This window comes from Corynebacterium falsenii (assembly GCF_020099275.1).
Lineage (GTDB): Bacteria > Actinomycetota > Actinomycetes > Mycobacteriales > Mycobacteriaceae > Corynebacterium > Corynebacterium falsenii.
On record NZ_CP083646.1, the window covers coordinates 2492550 to 2507733 of the forward strand.

The following is a 15184-nucleotide window of genomic DNA, read 5'->3' on the forward strand; positions in this document are numbered from 1 at the left end:
CATAATTATCCACGCAAGGGGATAAGCACCATCAAGGGGAAATGGGGACGGCTCAGCCGTGATAACACAAGACACTCATGCACCGACGCACACCACTGGATTCGTATACCTGCGAACGCCTGCCGCGCCGCGGGAAGAAACAGACGCAGCCGCCACCGTGCGGCTCCCGGCGCGGATCGCCACCAACCCGCCGCCGCAGGCCCCGCCCCAGCTGCGCGCTCTGGTACAGATCTGGGTGGAGGCACTCGATGGGCGCAGACCCGTGGAAAGCCTGCGCCGCGGCCCGTTCACCGCAGAAGTCATCGACCACTTGCGGTCGCGAGTGTCGGAATGGCAAATGCGGGGAACCGTAGCGGCGTCGATACTCAAAAGCGTGCACCTACAGCCCTGCGAAGTCGGCAAGATCCGCTTCACCGCCACGATCGAAGCGGGCGAGCGCGTGCGAGCCATCAGCGGGAGCCTGCAGAAGCTGCGGGTGCGGCCCACCCGCGCGCTGCACGAGCTGCACATAGGAAAACCCGCCAAGCGGGAATACCGCTGGCGGGTCGATAGCATGCTGCTTATTTAACCACCGGTGATGGTGCGGGTCGGGCGGTCCGTGGCCACACCCTCGTGGTGGGCAGCGGGGTCCTCGACGGAGATCTGGCCCGCCTGCTCGAGCTGCTTGCGCACGAGGAACAGCTGGCGGACGGTCTCCTCCTTGATGCCGTCCTTCATGCGGTTGAACATGTCGCCGCCCTCGCGCTGGTACTCAACCAGCGGATCGCGCTGAGCCATGGCGCGCAGACCGATGCCCTTCTCGAGGTAATCCATCTCATAGAGGTGCTCGCGCCACTTCTGGTCCACGACGTTGAGCAGCGCTGCGCGTTCCATGCCGCGCATCTGCTTTTCGCCTCCGACGGAGATCACGGCGTCTTCGAGCTTGTCGTACTGGGCGTTGGCGTCCTTGAGCAGGGCGTCGAGCAACTGGGAGCTGCTGAGCTCGCCCGGCTGGCCGTACTCGCTACCCTCCACGAGGGACTCGTGGGTGAAGGTGGGGCCGTACAGGGAATCCAGCGCGTTCCACAGCTGGTCGAGGTCCCAGTCCTCCACGTAGCCCTCGCGGGTGGCGCCATCGACGTATGCCTCGATGGTGTCCTCCAGCATGTTGCGGATCTGCTGCCCCACGTCCTCACCCTCGAGGATCTGGCGGCGCTCGCCGTAGATCACCTTGCGCTGCTGGTTGAGCACCTCGTCGTACTTCAGCACGTTCTTGCGCATCTCGAAGTTCGCGGCCTCCACCTGAGACTGCGCGCCCTTGATGGCGTTGGTGACCATCTTGGAGTCGATGGCTTCGTGGTCCGGGATGTTGAGGCGCGTCATCATCGCTTCCATGGTCTGGCCCACGAAACGGACGATGAGGTCGTCACGCATAGACAGGTAGAAGCGGGTCTCACCCGGGTCACCCTGACGGGCGGAACGGCCGCGCAGCTGGTTGTCGATGCGGCGCGACTCGTGGCGCTCGGTGCCGAGCACGTAGAGGCCACCGGCCTCGATGACCTTCTCGGCTTCCTCCTTGGATGCGGCGCGGACCTTCTCGATCTCGTCGTCCCACGCTGCCTCGTAGGCCTCTGGGTCCTCCACGGGATCCAGGCCGCGCTCGCGCAGGTTGATGTCCGCGATGATGTCTGGGTTGCCGCCCAGCACGATGTCCGTACCACGGCCGGCCATGTTGGTCGCCACGGTCACGGCGCCGAGGCGTCCGGCCTGGGCCACGATCTCGGCTTCCTTCTCGTGGAACTTCGCGTTGAGCACGTTGTGCTTGATGCCCCGGCGCTGCAGCAGGCGGGAAAGGTACTCGGAGCGCTCCACGGAGGTGGTACCGACCAGCACGGGCTGGCCCTTCTCCACACGCTCGGCGATGTCATCGGCCACGGCCTCGAACTTCGCTTCCTGAGTCTTGTAGATCAGGTCCACGTTGTCCTTGCGCTGGTTGGTCTTGTTCGTCGGGATCGCGGCGACATCCAGCTTGTAGGTGTTCTTCAGCTCGGAGGCCTCGGTCTCGGCGGTACCGGTCATGCCGGCTAGCTTGTCGTAGAGGCGGAAGTAGTTCTGCAGCGTAACGGTGGCGAGGGTCTGGTTCTCGTTCTTGATCTCCACCCCTTCCTTGGCCTCAATGGCCTGGTGGATGCCCTCGTTGTAGCGGCGACCATCAAGGATGCGGCCGGTGAACTCGTCGACGATGATGACCTCACCGTTGCGCACGATGTAGTCCTTATCGCGGGTGAACAGCTCCTTCGCCTTGATGGAGTTGTTGAGGTAGCTCACCAGCTGAGAGTGCTCAGGCGCGTAGAGGTTTTCGATGCCGAGCTGATCCTCGACGTATTCCACACCCTCTTCCTTGACGCCAACAGTCTTCTTCCGCTCGTCAATTTCATAGTGGATGTCACGGGTCATCTTCGGGGCGATGCGCGCGAAGGCTTCGAACCAGCGGCTGGAGCCGGCGACGGGGCCGGAGATGATGAGCGGGGTACGTGCCTCGTCGATGAGGATGGAGTCGACCTCGTCGATGATGGCGTAATTGTGGCCACGCTGCACGAGGTCATCGAGGGAGTGGGCCATGTTATCGCGGAGGTAATCGAAGCCGAACTCGTTGTTCGTGCCGTAGGTGATGTCCGCGTTGTAGGCCTCGCGGCGCTCGTCGGGGCGCTTGTTGTTGAGGATCACGTCCGTGCTGAGCCCCAGGAAGCGATGCACGCGGCCCATCCACTCCGCGTCGCGCTTGGCAAGGTAGTCGTTGACAGTAACCACGTGCACGCCCTTACCGGAAAGGGCGTTGAGGTAGGCGGGGAGCACGCAGGTCAGGGTCTTGCCCTCACCAGTTTTCATCTCGGCCACGTAGCCGAAGTGCAGGCCGGCACCGCCCATGATCTGGACCTTGTAGTGCTTCTGGCCAAGCACGCGCCACGATGCCTCGCGGGCGGTGGCGAAGGCTTCGAGCAGGATGTCGTCGAGGTCCTCGCCGTCTTCTTGGACTCGCTTCTTGAACTCGTCGGTCTTGGCCTTGAGTTCCTCGTCCGTGAGCTTCGAGTACTCGTCCTCGAGATCGATGACCTGGTCGGCGATCTTTTCGAGACGCTTTACTGCGCGGCCTTCACCGAGTCGGAGAAGCTTGGAAAGTCCTAGCACGTTGCTGCCTGTCCTTTTTCTTGGGATCTGTCGTGTATCTCGGCGCGCTCGGGTAGACGAGCGTCACCTATCGCTTCGACTATCCTACCCGCAACCGGTGAGAGGGAACCACTAGCGCATAGAGAAAACCGGCGACCTCCACTGCGTGGAACTCGCCGGCTGGGCTTGCGCTAGCCCTTCTTAACCTTCGATGTCATGCACTTCCTTGAGTGCAATGAGGCCGTAGTCGTAGGCGTGGCGGCGGTAGACCACGGATGGCAGGTCGGTTTCTTCGTTAATGAACAGGAAGAAATCGTGGCCCACCAGCTCCATCTCGCTCAGAGCCTCATCCACGCTCATCGGGGTGGCCTTGTGCACCTTGCGGCGCACGACCTGGCCGGGCTTGAACTGATCCTCGTAGGGATCCACGTCGAAGGGGCCGGGCTGCTTCTGATCCTCGTGGGCTTCCTCCACGAGCACGGCGGAGGCCTCGCCCATGGACAGCGGTGCGCGGTGGCCGGAGCGGGCGATCTTGCGGCGAGCCTTCACCTTGCGCAGGGAACGCTCCATGCGGCCGAGGGCAACTTCCAGCGCAGCGTAGAAGGAATCTTCCTTCGCTTCTGCGCGGGCAATGTGACCCTTACCGGTAGCGGTGATCTGAATGCGATCGGACTCATCCGAGCGGCGAGGGTTGGGCTCGTGCTTGAGCTCCACGTGGAAGTAGTTCAGGGTCGGATCCAGGCGCTCAATCTTCGCGAGCTTCGCGTTGACGCGCTCAGCGAAGTGGTCTGGTACCTCAACGTTGCGTCCGGTGATTTCCACCTGAGCTTCGGGGGCGGCAACTTCCTCTTGCGCGCCGGCGGACGTGTTGTTGACGGTCGACATTCTCAACCTCCCGGGTGTTGTTCACCGGTGCGGGATGAGCCGGATTACTCACCTTGTCCCGGTGATCGTTCCACCTCGAGTTTACCTTCAACTTTTTCGCCGGGGGCGAGCCTGCCCATATCCAACGCGATCGTTCAGCAATCTCCCAGGAATGCTCCACCAAACCCGAGGTCATCTCCACCCCCTTTTGCCCCACCCCTACGCCCCGGCGATGGCGAGGGCCACCGAGACGCGCACCCCGTGGGCCGCCAGAGCGAGCGCCGACTGGGTGATGGTCGCCCCAGTCGTGCACACATCATCCACCACAACCACGTGCTGCTCCCCCGCCCGCCGCACGGATTCCACGGACTTCGAGTTCACCCTGACCGCCGCAGCTACGTTCTCCCGCCGCTGGCCGCGCCCCAGCCCCACGGAGTCACGGCTCCCCTCGGCCAAGTGCAGGCACGGCGCCACCTGCACCAAGGGGAATTTTCGGCTCACCTCGCGGGCCATCGCCGTGACGATATCCCCGCCGCGCGCCCGCGCCGCGCTGGCTCGGGTGGGTGCTGGCACAAGGATGACGGGAGCCAGCCGCGGGTGCGCGATCAATCCCCGCCCCGCCACCGACTCCAACCCGGCGGCAAGCATCCTGCCTCCCACGACCGCAGCCGCCCCGCGCAACCGTTCTTTGGCCGCAATGATCAGCGACCTCCGCGCTCCTCCGTAGGCTCCTGCCGTGTACACGGGCACCAACGAGGTTGGCGGGTTCCACCTCTGCCACGGCTCCGCCAGATCCAGCGCGCAGTCGTCGCAGACCTCCCGCCTCGCCAGCGCGGGGGGCAGCCCCTGCCCGCAGCACATGCAGTCGGTGCGCCACACCAGATCAACGAGCCCCCACATGGTCTGATCAGTAACCGAGCACCGGCATCGCGCGTTGTCCCTGCATCGACGGCACTTCGCGCCAGAAGCGCGCCGATTGGCTGTCGTAGTTGAACTGCATCAACGCCCTGGCATCGGTGGCGTAAATGACTCGGCCATTGCTGGCCACCGCCACCACGGGGGCGCTGAGGTTGCGCCCGGAGAGCTGGTTGGAGACCGATCCGTCGAGTGCCACCGACCAGATGGGCGCATCGTTGGCGCGCGTGCCGACGAGGATGGTGCCATCCGCAGTCCAGTCCGCACTCACGGCGGTATCGCCCAGCTGGTGACCGACCTGCTCGGGCTTGCCCAGCGACACGTCGCCCTTGGAGTTTCGGCTGATGACCGAGACGTAGATCTTGCCCTGGATGAGCATGACGGCGCGCGCCCCGTCGTGGGAGACGCGGAACACGCTGATGCGTTGATCATCCGCCTGCAGGTTGTCGACTGCACTGGTATCGACCGCCTGCGCGGTCACTTCCCCAGTGTTGGGCGTGCGGTTGAGCCTGATCACACGTTTGCCGTCGGCGACGGTGTACAGCGCGGTGGCGTCGCTGCTCCAGCTCGGCCGCGTGAGCGCGTCGGCTTCCACGACCCGTTGCGGTTGGTCGTTGGCCCCGCCGACTTCCAGCGTCCGCTTCTCCTCGCCACGGCCCACCACGGCCGCAAAGATGTTTTCCTGCGGGCTCACGGCGACGGACTCCAGGTACTGGTTGTTGATCCACCCGCTCATCCGCCGCGACTGCCCGTTGTCCTCTTCATAGAGCACGCCGCTGGCGAGCATGCGCAGCGGCACATCGGCCTCGGCGGTGGGGTTGAACTGGCTGACGTCCTGGACGCGCCACTTCCCCGCGTCCTGGTCGCTCAGGGGTGCGCCGTCGGCAAACAGCCCGTAGGGGCCGCGGATATCCGCGCCCACGAGTGTCCAGATGACCTGGGCGGCAAGCTCCTGGCGCTGCTGCGCGTTGAGGTCTTTGAGCCCGGAGAATTCCACATTGTAGCCACCCGATTCGCCCTGCTCGACCTGCGCGGTCGCGTCCTTCGGCAGGGTGCGCGTGATCGCCCCAGCCAGGCGTGGGTTGGGGCCTGCGACGAGCAGCGACACCAGCGAAGCCGCCATGGATTGTTGCCGGTTGTACACCCACCGGCGATCCGGCACCAGCTCCTTCGTCTGGCTGCCGAGGAAGTAGATATCACGCGGCTGGTAGGCCCCCATGAAGTCTTGCCGGTCGAGCACCACCGCGTCGGGGAGGTTGGAGATGCGCCATTCGCCGTTGACCCTTGTGAGCTCGTACGTCGTCTCGAAGGCCGTGTATTCGGGGTTGAACACGCCGCCGATGCCGAGCGTTCCGATGATGTTTCCGCGCACTCGGTAGGTGATTTTGTCGCGGCTCGCTTCGCCTTCGCTGGCGATGTCCATGCGGTCGAGGATCATCGCCGACCCCGTCCCCTGCCACCGTTGCGCGGTCTTATCGGTGAGGAATTTCTTCGCGGCCTGGTGGTCGGACGAGGGATGCGCGCTCGCGGCGAAGAAGTCTCGCAGCATGAGGTCGGACGGCTGGTTTTGCACCGGCTCCGGCACGTTGTCCTGGGTCGGCGTGGGCGCGTAGGTGCTGATGGCCTCTGGGTTGGAGCTGTCGGGCAGGGTTGTGCACGCCGCGAACAGGCTCGTTGCCGTCAGCACTGCGGAGATCGTCATGGCCCGGGTTGATGTGATTCTCATCCCTCATCCTTCCCGCTCGTGGGGTTGCCTTCATCGTCGACGCCACCAGCCTCCTCAGCCTCGGTTCCATCATCGATGGTCAGGGGCAGCGGGGATCCAGAGATCTCGTGCCCGGCCACGAGCGGCAGCGTGAGGCGGAAGCAGGCTCCCTTTCCGGGTTCGCCGGTGGCCTCAAGGTCACCGCCGTGGAGGATCGCGTCCTCCTTGGCGATGGCGAGCCCCAGTCCGGTGCCGCCGGTGCGGCGCTCACGGGACGGGTCGGAGCGCCAGAACCGGTTGAACACCATGTCGGATTCGCCGGGTTTGAGGCCCACACCATGGTCGACGACCGTGATGGCCACCGCGTCCCCTTCGACCTTGAGGGTGACGTTGATCGGCTTGCCTTCGGAGTGGTCCACCGCGTTGGCGAGGAGGTTGCGCAGGATGCGCTCCACGCGGCGCGAGTCGATCTCCACCGGCACGGGCTCGTCCGGCATGTCGATGTCGAAGGTTGTGCCGACTTCGTCGGCGATGGCGCGGACCTGTTCCAGGCTGGAGCGGACCGCCCCTCGGATGTCCACGCGCTCCGCCGAGAGGTTCGCGACTCCGGCGTCGTGACGAGAAATCTCGAGCAGATCGCCGAGTAGGGTTTCGAACCGATCGAGTTCCCTGTTCATGAGCTCGCTGGCGCGGCGGGTCATGGGGTCGAGGTTGTCGGCGTTGTCGTGAATGAGGTCCGCGGCCATGCGCACCGTGGTCAGCGGTGTGCGCAGCTCGTGCGAGACGTCCGAGGTGAATTGGCGCTGTAGTGAACCGAATTCCTCGAGGTTGCGGATCTGGGTGGACAGCTTCTCGGCCATGTCGTTGAAGCTGATGGCGAGCGTGGCGACTTCGTCGCGTCCGTCGACGACCATGCGCTCGCGCAGGTGGCCGTCCGCAAACCGCTTGGCGGTGCGGCTGGCCGTGCGGACCGGAACGGTGAGCTGTTGGGAGAACACCCACGCGATGACCACGAGGAGCACGAGCAGCACGATGCCGCCGGCCAGCAGCAGGCCGCGCATGAGCGAGAGCGTGGCCTCCTCCGAGTTCAGGGGCATGATGAGGTAGAGCTCCAGCCCGGGGATGTCCGCGGCGACGGGGGTTCCGATGACGAGCGCCTTGTAGCGGCCCTGGTCGTTGGTGAAGGTGGAGTATTGGTAAGCCACCTTGCCCTGCTGCACGAAACGGCGCAGCTCGTCGGGGATGTGTGCGTTGCTGGGCACGACGGTCTCGGTGGAGTTGGCGTCCGAGGCGATGAGCACCGGGTCGTACACGGTGGCGTTGGAGTTCTCCACTCCACCGCTGCGGTCGACGAGCACCGCCCGGGCGGAGGTGAGCCGCACATTGATCGGGTTGGACGAGTCGGTCGCGTTGATCTGTTCCTCCACCGCGATGCGGGCGCGGTCGATCTCCTCGGTGGCGGTGGTGTACTTAGAGTTCAGTAACTGCTGGCCGAGGAAGCTGATGAGCACGAAGCCCAGCAGCAGAATGACGATGGAGCTGGACAGCAGCACGCTGCCGATGACGCGCATCTGGATCGACGTGCTCCAGCGCCACATGATGGAGTTTCCGATGCGCCGGAGGGTATCCATCGGGCGCCGGAACAAGTCCTGGGCAAGGGACTTGATCGTCCATCCTTCTTGGAGTGTCGCCCCCACCGGTGCGACGGCCTCGTCCTGCCCGGAACGAGCCTTCTCAGAATCCACGGTTGATTATTCCCCTGACTACTCCCCCGTCTTGTAGCCGATGCCACGGACGGTGAGGATGATCTGAGGGTCGTCGGGATCGTGCTCGATCTTCGCGCGCAGCCGCTGCACGTGAACGTTGACCAGGCGGGTGTCGTTGGACTTGCGGTAGCCCCACACCTGCTCCAGCAGCTCCTCGCGGGAGAAGACCTGTCGGGGGCGGGAGGCCAGGGTGACGAGCAGCTCGAACTCGATGGGGGTCAGCGAGATTTCCTTGCCGTCACGCAGCACCTGGTGGCCGGGAACGTCGATCTTCAGATCGGCAATGTCGATGTTCTCTGGGCGCTCCTCCGGGCTCCGGCGCAGGCGGGCACGAACTCGGGCCACGAGCTCCTTCGGCTTGAAGGGCTTGTGCACGTAGTCATCGGCGCCGGATTCGAGGCCGAGCACCACGTCCACGGTGTCCGTGCGGGCGGTGAGCATGACGATCGGCACGGTGGATTCTTCGCGGATCGCCTTGCACACGTCGATGCCGTTCATGCTCGGCAACATGAGGTCGAGCAGGATGAGGTCGGGATTGTGTTCCCGGGCAGCCACCACAGCCTCCTGGCCGTCGCCGACTACCACGGTGTCGAAGCCCTCGCCCTGCAGGACGATGGTGAGCATTTCGGAGATTGCGGGGTCATCATCGACCACCAGGATTTTCGCTGCCATGGTTCTTATCGTCTCATATCGGTGATCAAGTTTGCGATAGCCTCCGCGCGGGCGGAGACATTGTCATCGGTCGAGTCCACGACCTCCCAAGGGCTGTACCACTGCGCGTGCGCCAACTGGCGGTACGCCTCCACGGTGCGCTGCTGAAGCCCATTGTCGGTCTCGTAGGCATCGCGCGCGCGGGACGCATCCTCGGCCTCGCGCTGCTCGGCCCGCTCGGCCGCGACGTCCGCAGCAACGTCCACGAGGATGTGGAGATCCGGAACCGGGATACCCAGCGAGTCGAACTCAAGGTCGGCGACCCACTGAATAACCTGCTCGCTCGTGTCCGGCTCGCGCGCCGCGGAGTAGGCGGCGTTGGACGCGGTGAAGCGGTCAAGCAGCACCACGTAACCGTCGTCCGAGAGCTCTTGGAGCTGCTCGCCCACCTCCGCGCGATCGAGCGCGAACAGGGTGGCCATGCCGTAGGTCGAATCGATGAGATCGCCCATATTGCGATGCAGCGCCGCGCTGGCGAGCTGGGCGTGCACGGATTCCTCGTAGCGTGGGAATCCCGCCCGCGCCACGGCCACCTCGCGGGCGATCAGTTCCTGCTCCACGGCGCTGACCAGCGTGTTCTTGCCCGCCCCGTCTACTCCTTCGAATGCGATAATCATTAGTAGCGGTAGTGCTCCGGCTTGTAGGGGCCTTCCACATCCACGCCGATGTACTCGGCCTGTTCCTTGGTGAGGGTCGTCAACCGACCACCCAGGGCCTCCACGTGGATCTTCGCCACCTTCTCATCGAGCTTCTTGGGCAGGCGGTACACCATGTTCTCGTAGCGATCGCCCTTCGTGAACAGCTCGATCTGCGCGATGGTCTGATCCGCGAAGCTGTTGGACATCACGAACGAGGGGTGGCCGGTGGCGTTGCCGAGGTTGAGCAGGCGACCCTCGGACAAGACGATGATGCTCACCGGTTCGCCGTCCGCGTTGGGGAAGGTGAACTCGTCCACCTGGGGCTTGATAGTCACGCGGGTGACATCATCGCGGTGCAGCAGGCTGGCCATATCGATCTCGTTGTCGAAGTGGCCGATGTTGCCGAGCACGGCGTGGTCCTTCATCTTCTGCATCTGCTCGAAGGTGATGATGCCCAGGTTGCCGGTAGCGGTGATGACGATGTCCGCCTCAGCGATGGCATCATCCACCGTGACCACGGGGAATCCATCCATGAGCGCCTGCAGCGCGTTGATGGGATCCACCTCGGTGACCTTCACGCGGGCTCCCTGGCCCGCCAGCGCCTCGGCACAGCCCTTGCCCACGTCGCCGTAGCCGCACACCAGCACGTTCTTGCCGCCGGCGAGCATGTCCGTGGCGCGGTTGATGCCGTCAAGCAGGGAGTGGCGGGTGCCGTAGCGGTTATCGAACTTGGACTTCGTCACCGCGTCGTTGACGTTCATCGCGGGGAAGGGCAGCGCGCCCTGCTCGGCGAAGTGGTACAGGCGGTGCACACCCGTGGTGGTCTCCTCGGTCACGCCCTTGACGGTCTCGGATGCCCTGGACCAGCGGGAGCTGTCGGCGTCGAATACCTGAGAGAGCATGCCGAGGAAGGCCTGATACTCATCGGAATCCTCGGCGGTAGGCTCGGGAACGAGGCCGGCCTTTTCGAATTCCGCGCCCTTGATGACGGCCATGGTGGCATCGCCGCCGTCGTCCAAGATCATGTTCGCGTCGATGGGAGAACCGGATTCATCGGTACCCCAGGCGAAGATCTGGTTGATGCACCACCAGTACTCCGGCAGCGACTCGCCCTTCCAGGCGAACACGGGCACGCCCGCGGGTGCGTTCGGGGTGCCGGAGCCCACGACGACCGCCGCGGCGGCCTCGTCCTGAGTGGAGAAGATGTTGCAGGACGCCCAGCGGACCTCGGCCCCCAGAGCGGTAAGGGTCTCGATGAGCACGGCGGTCTGCACCGTCATGTGAATGGCACCGGCGATGCGTGCTCCGGCGAGCGGTTGCTCATCGGCGTATTCCCGGCGAAGCTCCATCAGACCAGGCATTTCGTGCTCGGCCAAGCGGATTTGGTGCCGGCCGGACTCTGCTAGGGACAGGTCGCGCACCTTGTATTCCAGGTCTCCGGAACGATCGACGGTCAATTCAGCCATGGGGATCTTAAGTCTCCTTAGTCGTAAGCGGTTGTCAATAGTCTAACCGCTCGACCGGACAGTCACCCTAGCTGAGGGCCTCCACGCACGTCTCCAGTCCCTCCGGAGCATCGCTGCCGCCGCGTTCCAGCTCGCGGTCGAGTAGCTGCAAGGACAGCTCCTGCAGCTTCGGCTCCAGCGAGCCGATGTAGCGCCGAATGAACTCGTGCTCATCCGCAGTGTTGGCGGAGCTGAACGGCGCCCCGGCCCAAATCGCCGCCACCGTAGCCGCGCACAACCCCACCCGATAATCGGAGCTTCCCTGATCGGCGTGCAACAGGGCGATGTTGATCGCGCTTCCAGGGCCTCTTCGATTTCGCGGTGGTCAAGGTCGATCAATTCGTCGAGGAATTCTTGATTGTCCTCGTCGTTGAAAATCTTTTCGTCCCACGTGCTCACGGTCTTCTCCTTTTCGCCCGCAGCAGTTGTGTCGTACTTCCTCACTTCGACTGTATCCCCACGTGACGCCCTACGTACGTGTGGGACACCCCATAGCGCGTGGGCTAGCTAAGAGAGTAACGAACTGTTATAGTACAGCCAGATATGTAACTGAATTGTTATATTTGGTTCGATAAGGCCGCGGTCACCACATCCGGCTTTCACCTCAACTCGTATGGACGCGGGGGACACCGTCACCACGGGTTCACCACACAACACTGCCAGGCAGGAGGCAACGCCATGAGCGACCAAGGGCACGCCAAGCGGTTCGTCGTTGGATTTGCCGTCATCGGACTCATCCTCGCGGGCATCATCGGCGTGTGGACGTGGCAAGCCACCAGCAAAGGTTCGGCGTCCAGCAGCAACGTGTCCGTCACGGACGACGATCTCGCCGAGTCCTCACCGACCACCAGCTCCGCCAAGGACACCCCCTCCACGTCACCCTCCCGCCAGCCGAGCGTTTCCCGCACCCGTCCGACCGACGAGTCCACCAAGAACAACGTGGCACCCTTGGGTGCCGATCCCTACTTGCCCCCGAACTCGTGGGGCGGAACGGAAACCGGGCTGGCTCAGCCCACCGCCACCCTCGTGGCCGATGCCATCGACCCGAACGGCACCGACACGACCGGGCCGACCGGTCAGACCGGGCCGACCACGGCGAAGCCCACCTCCCCCAACTTCATCCCGCCTCTCCCCACTCAGGTGCCCACCCAGGTACCAGCTCTCCCCGAGAACGTCCCGAATCCTGGACACAACTTGGGCGGAATGGGCTCCAGCGATCAGTCCGCGCAGACCACTACGGCCGCTGATCACCCCCTGCTGGACATCATCCCCCCACGCTGGCGAGCCGAGGCTCAGCAGGCTCCGACGGACACCACCACCGACGCGCCTAACCAACCCGCGCGATAAAGGCCACGCCCCCGGTACGCACCGTCGCCGAGGCTTCGGCAGCGGCCACCCACACAGCCTCAGTGGCGTGCAGGGTGGCCTTTTCTCCATCCTGTGCCACCTCGGTGTCTCCGGACACGCCGAGGATGATCGCCGGCCCGGCCACCTGGGATTCGGTCACGGTCTCCGAGCTGAGCTTCTGCAGCTGAAACTCGTCAGCCGCCGTTCGGTATACGCCCTGCTCATCAGGCTCAAACGTGGGATCCTCCAGCGGCGCACACCGCACGATGCGCATGAGCTCCGGCACGTCCATGTGCTTGGTCGTCAGCCCGCCGCGCAGCACGTTATCCGAGTTCGCCATCACCTCGACACCCACGCCCTTGACGTAGGCGTGGAGCTGACCGGCATCGAGGAACATCGCCTCGCCCGGCTCCAGCACCACGTAGTTGAGCAGCAGCGCGCACAGCAGGCCACTGTCGCCGGGGTGCTGATCCGCGAGTTCACAGATCATCGCAGCGACGTCATCCATCCATTGCTCCCCCAGCGATGCACCCGCGCGGACTGCGGCGCAGCGCCGCGTGAGGGCGTCGAGCAACGGCCCCAGCACCGAGGAGGGCAACGTGATGAGCGTGGTGAGCAGCGATCGGAGGTCGCCACTATCGTCGCCGCTGCCGAGCAGGCCCAGGTACGGGCGTAACTCCGGCACGTCGAGGGCGGTGCACAGCGCCTGTGTCTGCGCCACCGGTCGTAGCCCGGCCAGCGCCTCGAACGGGGTGAGGGCCACGAGGAGTTCGGGTTTGTGGTTGTCGTCGCGATAATTGCGCTCGAACGCGTCCACGGGGATCCCCGCGGCGTTCTCGCGCGCGAAACCCTCCTCTGCCTGCAGCTTCGTGGGGTGCACCTGGATGCTCAGGGGCTGGGCCGCGGCCAGCAGTTTGAGTAGGAAGGGCAAGCGCCCCTCAGCCTGTCCGACCTGCGCCTCAGGATCGGCATCGATGAGGTCTTCGAGCGTATCGACGCCACCAGCCTCCCCCGCTGACACCAACGCACTGGGGCTACCAGGATGCGCGCCGAACCACATTTCGGCTTCCGGATGCTCGGAGGGAGCCTCGAGACCGCGCATCTGCGCTAGAGCAGTGCGGGATCCCCAAGCGTAGTTGCGGATGCTACCTGCGATGGGTTGCACAACAATCGCCGTCCTTCCCGGTTACGCCCGGATGATGGCCAGCGCCTCATCCACGATCGCTTGCACCTCGTCGGCTGTCTTGGCCTCCACGTTGAGACGCAGCAGGGGCTCGGTGTTGGAGGCGCGCACGTTGAGCCACGCCCCGTCGGTGAGCTCGATGGTCACGCCGTCGAGGCGGTCGACGGACGCGGTGCGGTCGGCGAAGTGCTCCACCACGGCCTCGGTGCGGCCGGCCTGGTCGGCAACCTCGGAGTTGATCTCGCCGGAGGCCTGGTAGAGCTCGTACTTCTTCTTCAGCTCGCTGAGCGGCTGGTCCTGGCTGCCCAGGGTGTTGAGGACGTGGAGGGCGGCCAGCATGCCGGAATCCGCATTAAAAAAATCAGCGAAGTAGTAGTGCGCGGAGTGCTCGCCGCCGAACGTGGCGTGGTGCTCGGCCATCTGAGCCTTGATGAAGGAGTGGCCCACGCGGGTGCGCACCGGGGTGCCGCCGAGCTTGGTTACGAGCTCAGGCACGGACTTCGACGTGATGAGGTTGTGGATGATCGTGGCGCCGGGGTTGGTGGTGAGGTACTGCTCGGCGATCATGGCGCAGATCGTCGAGGGAGAGACGGCCTCGCCCTTCTCATCGACGATGAAGCAGCGGTCGGCGTCTCCGTCAAAGGCGATGCCCAGATCCGCGCCCTTGTCCACGGTGAACTTTTGCAGGTCCACGAGGTTTTTCGGGTCCAGCGGGTTGGCTTCGTGGTTGGGGAAGTTTCCGTCGAGTTCGAAGTAGAGCGGGTGAACCGTCAGCGGGGCCTTCTCGAACACCGCGGGGACGGTGAGCCCGCCCATGCCATTGCCTGCATCCACGGCCACGGACAGGGGGCGAATGTCGAGCGGGACCAGCGAGTTGAGGTAGTCCGCGTAGTCCTGCAGCACATCCTTGTCGGTGTTGGTGCCAGGCTCGCCGTCGTAGTCCGGCACGCCGGTGACGAGTTCCTCGGAGATGCGGTTAAGCCCGGTTTCCTGGCCCACGGGGCGCGCTCCGGCGCGGCACATCTTGATGCCGTTGTATTTCGCCGGGTTGTGGGAGGCGGTGAACATGGCTCCGGGGCAGTCCAGGGCGCCGGAGGCGTAGTACAGCTCGTCGGTGCTGGTCAGGCCGAGGCGGATAGTGTCCAAGCCCTGACTGTTGACGCCCTCGATGAAGGCTGCGGCCAGTGTCGGGGAGCTATCGCGCATGTCGTGGCCCACCACGACCTTCTCGGCGCATTCCTCACGCATGAGGCGGCCGAAGCTGGCTCCGACGTCGCGGACGAAGTCGGGGCTGATCTGCCCAGGCTCCTCACCAACGACTCCACGAACGTCATAGGCCTTGATCGCCGCGGCTACGTCTTCGCTGGCATACGTTGGCATGTGTTTGGGAACTCCTTATTTTG

The 15184-nt window shown here is 64.6% G+C and carries 13 protein-coding genes; 2 read left to right on the top strand and 11 right to left on the bottom strand.

Annotated features, from left to right (window positions below):
• The first annotated feature begins 58 nt into the window (after nucleotides 1-58).
• The gene (locus tag LA343_RS10745) at nucleotides 59-568 is read left to right on the top strand and encodes an Rv3235 family protein (RefSeq protein WP_144084512.1); all 510 of its coding nucleotides are present in this window, start codon (nucleotides 59-61) and stop codon (nucleotides 566-568) included.
• Here the strand turns inward: LA343_RS10745 and secA are convergent.
• The 9 genes from secA to LA343_RS10790 all read right to left on the bottom strand — a co-directional run bounded on the left by secA (nucleotide 565) and on the right by LA343_RS10790 (nucleotide 11528).
• Nucleotides 565-3168, bottom strand: coding sequence for a preprotein translocase subunit SecA (gene secA, locus LA343_RS10750; protein WP_025403336.1), 2604 nt, complete (start codon nucleotides 3166-3168; stop codon nucleotides 565-567). The genes LA343_RS10745 and secA overlap by 4 nt on opposite strands.
• Before the next feature lie 180 nt (nucleotides 3169-3348).
• Nucleotides 3349-4032 (bottom strand): ribosome hibernation-promoting factor, HPF/YfiA family, encoded by a 684-nt coding sequence (gene hpf, locus LA343_RS10755; RefSeq protein ID WP_025403337.1) that lies wholly within the window; start codon nucleotides 4030-4032, stop codon nucleotides 3349-3351.
• A 198-nt stretch (nucleotides 4033-4230) separates the two neighbouring features.
• Nucleotides 4231-4911 carry a ComF family protein gene (locus tag LA343_RS10760; RefSeq protein ID WP_025403338.1) on the bottom strand — a complete coding sequence of 227 codons (681 nt, stop codon included), beginning with the start codon at nucleotides 4909-4911 and terminating at the stop codon, nucleotides 4231-4233.
• A 7-nt stretch (nucleotides 4912-4918) separates the two neighbouring features.
• Nucleotides 4919-6652, bottom strand: a complete 1734-nt coding sequence (gene lpqB / locus LA343_RS10765) for an MtrAB system accessory lipoprotein LpqB (protein ID WP_025403339.1) — start codon at nucleotides 6650-6652, stop codon at nucleotides 4919-4921.
• Nucleotides 6649-8262 carry an MtrAB system histidine kinase MtrB gene (mtrB, locus tag LA343_RS10770; protein WP_081737436.1) on the bottom strand — a complete coding sequence of 538 codons (1614 nt, stop codon included), beginning with the start codon at nucleotides 8260-8262 and terminating at the stop codon, nucleotides 6649-6651. The genes lpqB and mtrB overlap by 4 nt, the downstream gene beginning before the upstream one ends.
• A gap of 132 nt (nucleotides 8263-8394) precedes the next feature.
• The gene (gene mtrA, locus LA343_RS10775) at nucleotides 8395-9069 is read right to left on the bottom strand and encodes an MtrAB system response regulator MtrA (protein ID WP_025403341.1); all 675 of its coding nucleotides are present in this window, start codon (nucleotides 9067-9069) and stop codon (nucleotides 8395-8397) included.
• A gap of 5 nt (nucleotides 9070-9074) precedes the next feature.
• Nucleotides 9075-9725: a dTMP kinase gene (locus LA343_RS10780; RefSeq protein ID WP_025403342.1), complete on the bottom strand. Its 651-nt coding sequence runs from the start codon at nucleotides 9723-9725 to the stop codon at nucleotides 9075-9077.
• Nucleotides 9725-11212: an adenosylhomocysteinase gene (gene ahcY, locus LA343_RS10785; RefSeq protein WP_025403343.1), complete on the bottom strand. Its 1488-nt coding sequence runs from the start codon at nucleotides 11210-11212 to the stop codon at nucleotides 9725-9727. Before ahcY ends, LA343_RS10780 begins: the two co-directional genes overlap by 1 nt.
• 67 nt (nucleotides 11213-11279) lie before the next feature.
• Nucleotides 11280-11528: a hypothetical protein gene (locus LA343_RS10790; RefSeq protein WP_224208403.1), complete on the bottom strand. Its 249-nt coding sequence runs from the start codon at nucleotides 11526-11528 to the stop codon at nucleotides 11280-11282.
• Nucleotides 11529-11929: 401 nt separating this feature from the next.
• Here LA343_RS10790 and LA343_RS10795 point away from each other — a divergent pair, with 401 nt between their 5' ends.
• Nucleotides 11930-12598 (top strand): hypothetical protein, encoded by a 669-nt coding sequence (locus tag LA343_RS10795; protein WP_025403344.1) that lies wholly within the window; start codon nucleotides 11930-11932, stop codon nucleotides 12596-12598.
• On the opposite strand, the gene manA is transcribed toward LA343_RS10795, so the two are convergent.
• Together manA and LA343_RS10805 are read right to left on the bottom strand one after the other, a co-directional pair.
• A complete protein-coding gene (manA, locus tag LA343_RS10800) occupies nucleotides 12579-13763 on the bottom strand; it encodes a mannose-6-phosphate isomerase, class I (RefSeq protein ID WP_025403345.1) in 1185 nt (394 codons plus the stop codon). The two genes, LA343_RS10795 and manA, sit on opposite strands and share 20 nt — an antisense overlap.
• 21 nt (nucleotides 13764-13784) lie before the next feature.
• Nucleotides 13785-15161 carry a phosphomannomutase/phosphoglucomutase gene (locus LA343_RS10805; protein ID WP_025403346.1) on the bottom strand — a complete coding sequence of 459 codons (1377 nt, stop codon included), beginning with the start codon at nucleotides 15159-15161 and terminating at the stop codon, nucleotides 13785-13787.
• Nucleotides 15162-15184: the final 23 nt, after the last annotated feature.